Here is a 5,540-nt window from a genome sequence, read left to right as displayed (position 1 = left end):
CCGCGAGATCGCCGGGAGCACGGAGCATCCCGATGCGGAAACCGTCTTCCGGGGGGTCCGGGCGCGGGTTCCGACGGTGTCGATCGACACCGTGTATCGGACGCTGTGGCTCCTCGACGGCCTCGGGTTGGTCACCACCCTTGGCCCGCACCGGGAAAGCGTCCGCTTCGACCCCAACCTCGAGCACCACCACCATTACGTCTGCTTGCGGTGCGGGCTGGCGAAAGATTTCGAAAACGCGGAACTCAACGCGCTCACGATCCCCGCGTCCGTGAAGAAATACGGAAGCGTCCTGACGACGCACGTCGAGGTCCGGGGGTACTGCGCAGGCTGTGCGAAGGAGACCGCCTCCGGGACGACCCCGGCAGCAAGGCGACCCCGTCGAAAACCGTCCAAACCGGGAGGAGAACGATGAGCCAGAAGAAGAAGCTTACCACCAACGCGGGAGCCCCCGTCGTCGACAACCAGAACATCATGACCGCAGGTCCCCGCGGGCCGGCGCTGCTGCAAGACGTCTGGTACCTGGAGAAACTCGCCCACTTCGATCGGGAGGTGATCCCCGAGCGCCGCATGCACGCCAAGGGCTCGGGCGCCTTCGGCACCTTTACGGTCACCCACGACATCAGCAAGTACACCAAGGCCAAGATCTTCTCGAAGGTCGGCAAGAAGACCGACCTCTTCGTGCGCTTCTCCACCGTGGCCGGCGAGCGCGGCGCCGCCGACGCCGAGCGGGACATCCGGGGATTTGCGATGAAGTTCTACACCGAGGAGGGAAACTGGGATCTGGTGGGCAATAACACGCCCGTATTCTTCCTGCGCGATCCCCTCAAGTTCCCTGACCTGAACCACGCGGTCAAGCGGGACCCTCGTACCAACCTGCGCAGCGCCCGCAACAACTGGGACTTCTGGACCTCGCTGCCCGAGGCGCTGCACCAGATCACGATCACCATGAGCGAGCGCGGGATTCCGTACTCCTACCGCCACATGCACGGCTTCGGCAGCCACACCTTCAGCCTGATCAACGCCAAGAACGAGCGCTTCTGGGTCAAGTTTCACCTGCACACCCAGCAGGGCATCAAGAACCTGACCGACGCCGAGGCCGAGGCGATCATCGCCAAGGACCGGGAGAGCCACCAGAAGGACCTGTACAATAGCATCGAGAAGAAAGACTTCCCACGCTGGAAGATGTCCATCCAGGTGATGCCGGAGAAGGACGCGGTGAAGTGCCCCTACCACCCCTTCGACCTCACCAAGGTCTGGTTCCACAAGGATTATCCCCTGAAGGAGGTGGGCGTCCTCGAGTTGAACCGCAACCCGGAAAACTATTTTGCCGACGTGGAACAGGCCGCCTTCAATCCGGCCAACATCGTGCCCGGCATCGGCTTTTCCCCCGACAAGATGCTGCAGGGGAGGCTCTTTTCCTACGGCGATGCCCAGCGCTACCGGCTCGGCGTGAATCACCACCTGATCCCGGTCAATGCGTCCCGCTGCCCGTTCCACAGCTACCATCGCGACGGCGCCATGCGGGTGGACGGCAATCATGGCAGCACGCTTGGCTACGAACCGAACAGTTACGGCGAGTGGCAACAGCAGCCGGATTTTGCCGAACCGCCTCTCCGCCTGGAAGGGGCTGCCGACCACTGGGATCATCGCGAGGACGGCGATTATTACTCCCAGCCCGGCCGGCTTTTCCGGCTGATGAGCGCCGCGCAGCAGAAGGTGCTTTTCGCAAACACTGCACGGGCCATGGGCGACGCTCCCAAGGAGATCAAGGTCCGCCACATCGGCAACTGCCTGAAGGCCGATCCGGCGTACGGCAAGGGGGTGGCGGACGCGTTGGGGATCCCGCTTTCCGAAGTGCCCAAAAACTGACGCCTGACGGAAGGTCGCCTCTCGGGAGCTTCCGAAACCCAGGGGCTGATCGCCGCTATCACCCATTGCAGCGATTGGTCGAAGCATCCGCTCTGAAATTGAGGGACGGCGGACAATGTCGGGCATGGACAGAATTTTTTCCTGGATCTCCGAGGGGAGTCGCAGCATGCCCATGACCTGGGTCACCCGGGCGCGCGTGATACCCCCGCGGCGGGTGATGTCGGCCGGGGTGACGACCTCTTCGGATTCTAAATCCGGGCATTCCGTAAGGGGTGTCCGGATTTTTCTTGCCTCACTGCGCACAATACCGACGGCATCTCCAGCCGCTTCCGCCTGGCCTCCCATCCCCGTTCATCATCCTCCGGTCCTCCAACAGGATCCGTAGATTCCGTACCTTCCCGTTGCACCGTTCCGCCTTCCGCCCTCGAAGCCCTTGAAGAAGCGGTCAATTGCCCGCCGGGTCAAGGTCCACCTGCCCCTCGGTCCGCGCGATCTCCCCCAAGGGGATCCGGATCGCTCAAAGCGGCGCACAGCAGGACCAGTACCAGGTACTGCCAATTGGCGACGACATCGGGTTTCATCAGGATGGTTTGGCCGATGGCGAGGAGAAACATGAGCAGGGATGTCAGCGTCCACACCATGCGCGGTTTCCTGCCGGAGAGAATCAGTACGGCCAAACCCGGCTCGGCGATCATGATCAGCCAGGCGAGCAGGAAATTCAATGTGTGCGGCGCCCAGGTCTTGTCGAACTCGGCGGTAATATAGCCGACAAACATGCCAGGTCCCATGAAGATCCATTTCGAAAGGCCGACGTAGAGCAACCAAAGTCCGAAAAAGAGCCGGATGCCGAAGAGGAAGAATCTGCGGGTATCGTATTGGAACCATTCCATGGGTACGATTCCTCCTTTTCCTAACGAAGGTTATAAGACGATCCGGCTTCGATCGCATCACCCGGATCGATTATTGGAACGTGATGTATTCATTCAATCCAAACAGGTTGAATTTCCTGATAAGCAATGGGGCGATCAGAAAAACAATCAGAATGACGCCGTTCAGCAGAAGAGGCACATACGAATGGACCATGAGCAATCCTCCCATATGGGTAAATAAGAAGGTCATCGGGATCAACCCGAAAAAAGTCGCAACAAAAAAGGTCTTTACCTTGATATTGGTAAGCCCCGCACAATAACTTACCAAGTCGAACGAAAAGAAAGGAATCAGCCGGGAAAGGAAGATGAGCAGCGCAAGGTGATTATCTTTGCAACGCTCGGAAAAACAAGGGACCTGCCCGAAAATCTTCCGGAGGAAGGTGATCCCGAGAGACCTGGCGATCGCAAAACAGGCCATCGCTCCCAGCATTCCCCCGACGAGGCTGTACAGGCCACCCCAAAACGTTCCAAACAACATCCCAGCGGCAATTGCCAACGGGACATTCGGGATCTGGCTGATGACGATGGCTACGGCCAGGAGGACGATATAGACCAGGGGCGCGAGATTGCCGAAACGGGACAGGAACGATTCGATCCCGTTCGGCGTGAAATTGTCGAAAACACGCTCCTTCCAGAGGAAGTAGATCGCGATGCTTGCCGACAGGATGGCGATGCCGATAACGATATTCCTCGCGTTTGCCCGATTTTTACCGCGCAAGAATGTTTCCTTTCCGGCGGTCCGGGTCGTGATGCCCCTGTTTGTCCGTCCCCATGTCCGGTCCTGCTTCCCGGGGTTTTTCCTGCGGCTGACAGGTGACGGGAAAATTCTCGTTTATTTCACGTAAGATGCTCTTCATTCGGCATCGGCTTCCCGTACCGGTGTTTTCCCCCTGGAGGGGCTCCCATTCTCCTTGTGACGGGAAACCTGGGAAAGTTGTCGGATACGACGGGAAGGTTCGAAGGCCGGCACCGAATGGAAAAAGTAGCGATTCCGGAGCCAGAATGGGAAAGGACGGGGTCTTCGGGCTCCGTCTTTTTTTTCACAATGGCAGCCCTGCTTTCGCGGGGGATGAATATTCCCTGAACCCGTCGCGTTCAATTTCCGATAGGAACGGAAGGAAGAGAACGGAGGAAGAGGGACTGGGCGCGGGATAAAACCGGGGAACTCCCGGGACGCCGGGCGCGGTCGGGAAGGAGCAAAGATGGGAGCCTGCACGATCGTGAGCGTGTTTCTTACCCTCTTGTTTCCCGTGTGCTGGGGGCTTTGGCCTCTGCTGGAGGGGATTCCCCTGGCACGGGGCGGCGCTCGAAGACGTTAGCTGACGCAGGACCGAAGGGGGTCGCATGGAGGAGATCGGTCGCAGCCATACGGGACTGACCGTCGCCGACCTGGAGTTCCTCGTGTCGACCGCGGCCCCCGAGTCAAGCGACCGGGCCCGGCTGAAGCAGATCCTCGAGGCGGACGACGATTTCCGGAATGCCTTCATCGACGACGAAAAAACCATCCGCAGGGTGATCTCGGACAAGGAAGCGTTTCTCAAGATCTCCCCCCGGCTCTATTTCGAGATCCTGCTCCGGAAGGTCCGCAAGGAGCTAGGGGCAGCCAGCCACACCCTCGAGCGCGGGGGGACCCACAAGGTCGTCGTCTTCGACGCCGGGAAGGTGTTCGACCTCCTCTCGCGGACCCCCGTCCTGTATTACCTTGCCGACATGCTCTCCTCGTTCACGAAAGTGGAAAGCTTTTCCTTTTCCTACCGGGTCGGGGAGAGGGTGTGGAAGAAGATCCGCTTCCACGACGCGGATCTGGATTCCCTGATCCGGTGCATGGAGTCGGCGGGCGAGGAGTACCGGTTCCATTTCTACCGGAGGATCGCCGACATCTGCCTGTTTCTCCTCGGGATCTTCCCCGAATACGTCCGCGCCTCCTCCCGCTACCCGCTTTCCGGCGAACCGAGGCCCCGGTTTGCGGGGCGGACGGGAAGGACCATGGAAGAGTACGAGGAGGAGGGGAGGAAATTCTACCGGCTGGCCTCCCTTCATCCGGAGGCGCAAGACCGGGAGTTGTCCGAAGTCTTCGGGCTCCTCCACGAAAGCTTCCACGTCGCCAGGAAGCCGCTCCATCTCATCGCCGAGAACTACATCCACTGCGAAAGGCCCGCTGGCATCCCCAGCTAGGTGCTGCGTCTCGCAATGACGGTCTCCTATCGGGCCGATGCCCGGAGGCATTTCCCCTCCCGGTGCCAGGTGCTCGCGGGAGGGTTCCTCTCCGCTTCACTCGCGACCTGCGACCGCTCGCTGCCCTTCCGCTCGACGCCATTCACCGCGGACATCTCTGATGGCGTCCGCCGCAGGGCGCGCAGGCGGCGGAGCGGACGCAGGAGGGGGTCCCGAGCGGAGCTGACCAGCGAAGGTTGCATCCGCAGCCCCAGAAGAAAGGTTGCGGCGAGGGACGAAGCGAGCGGGCCCCCTCCGAGGGAGCGGGAGCCGGTCTTAGCGCCCGCCACAGGGGAGGAAAAGTTCTTAGGAACGTCCCTGTTCTTAGGTTGCATCGCCGGGTGGTTCGGTGGCATCTTCGTGTGGGGCGGGCCGGCAGGCAAAGGAGCGGGGAAGGAGGGGCGGCATGCGCTGGGGAGACGGACGCAGGAGCGACAACGTCGAGGACCGACGGGGGATCCGGGTTTCCCGCGGCATGGTGGGGGGCGGGGTCGGAACGCTCGTCCTTGTGCTTCTCTCCCTGTA

At 60.9% G+C, this 5,540-nt stretch carries 5 protein-coding genes; 3 read left to right on the top strand and 2 right to left on the bottom strand.

Annotated features, from left to right (window positions below; genetic code table 11):
* On the top strand, positions 1–415 hold a 415-nt coding region (locus tag VJ307_02795), incomplete at its 5' end, for a transcriptional repressor (protein HJX73058.1).
* Entirely contained in the window at positions 412–1,872 is a 1,461-nt protein-coding gene (locus VJ307_02790) for a catalase (GenBank protein HJX73057.1), read from the top strand. The genes VJ307_02795 and VJ307_02790, both read left to right, overlap by 4 nt.
* 461 nt (positions 1,873–2,333) lie before the next feature.
* On the opposite strand, the gene VJ307_02785 is transcribed toward VJ307_02790, so the two are convergent.
* The gene (locus VJ307_02785; GenBank protein HJX73056.1) at positions 2,334–2,762 is read right to left on the bottom strand and encodes a DUF1538 family protein; all 429 of its coding nucleotides are present in this window, start codon (positions 2,760–2,762) and stop codon (positions 2,334–2,336) included.
* 70 nt (positions 2,763–2,832) lie between these two features.
* Positions 2,833–3,519, bottom strand: coding sequence for a TVP38/TMEM64 family protein (locus VJ307_02780; protein HJX73055.1), 687 nt, complete (start codon positions 3,517–3,519; stop codon positions 2,833–2,835).
* A 626-nt stretch (positions 3,520–4,145) separates the two neighbouring features.
* Between VJ307_02780 and VJ307_02775 the strand changes: the two genes are divergently transcribed.
* Positions 4,146–4,976 (top strand): hypothetical protein, encoded by an 831-nt coding sequence (locus tag VJ307_02775; GenBank protein HJX73054.1) that lies wholly within the window; start codon positions 4,146–4,148, stop codon positions 4,974–4,976.
* Positions 4,977–5,540: the final 564 nt, after the last annotated feature.

The organism is Candidatus Deferrimicrobiaceae bacterium (assembly GCA_035256765.1).
Taxonomy (GTDB): domain Bacteria; phylum Desulfobacterota; class Deferrimicrobia; order Deferrimicrobiales; family Deferrimicrobiaceae; genus CSP1-8.
This window is presented reverse-complemented; position numbering and strand designations above follow the sequence as displayed.

What these genes read in the sequence shown, in the direction of transcription:
- VJ307_02790 (HJX73057.1), top strand. Translation starts at nt 412, where the DNA reads ATGAGCCAGAAGAAGAAGCTTACCACCAACGCGGGAGCCCCCGTCGTC.
- VJ307_02785 (HJX73056.1), bottom strand. Translation starts at nt 2,762, where the DNA reads ATGGAATGGTTCCAATACGATACCCGCAGATTCTTCCTCTTCGGCATC.
- VJ307_02775 (HJX73054.1), top strand. Translation starts at nt 4,146, where the DNA reads ATGGAGGAGATCGGTCGCAGCCATACGGGACTGACCGTCGCCGACCTG.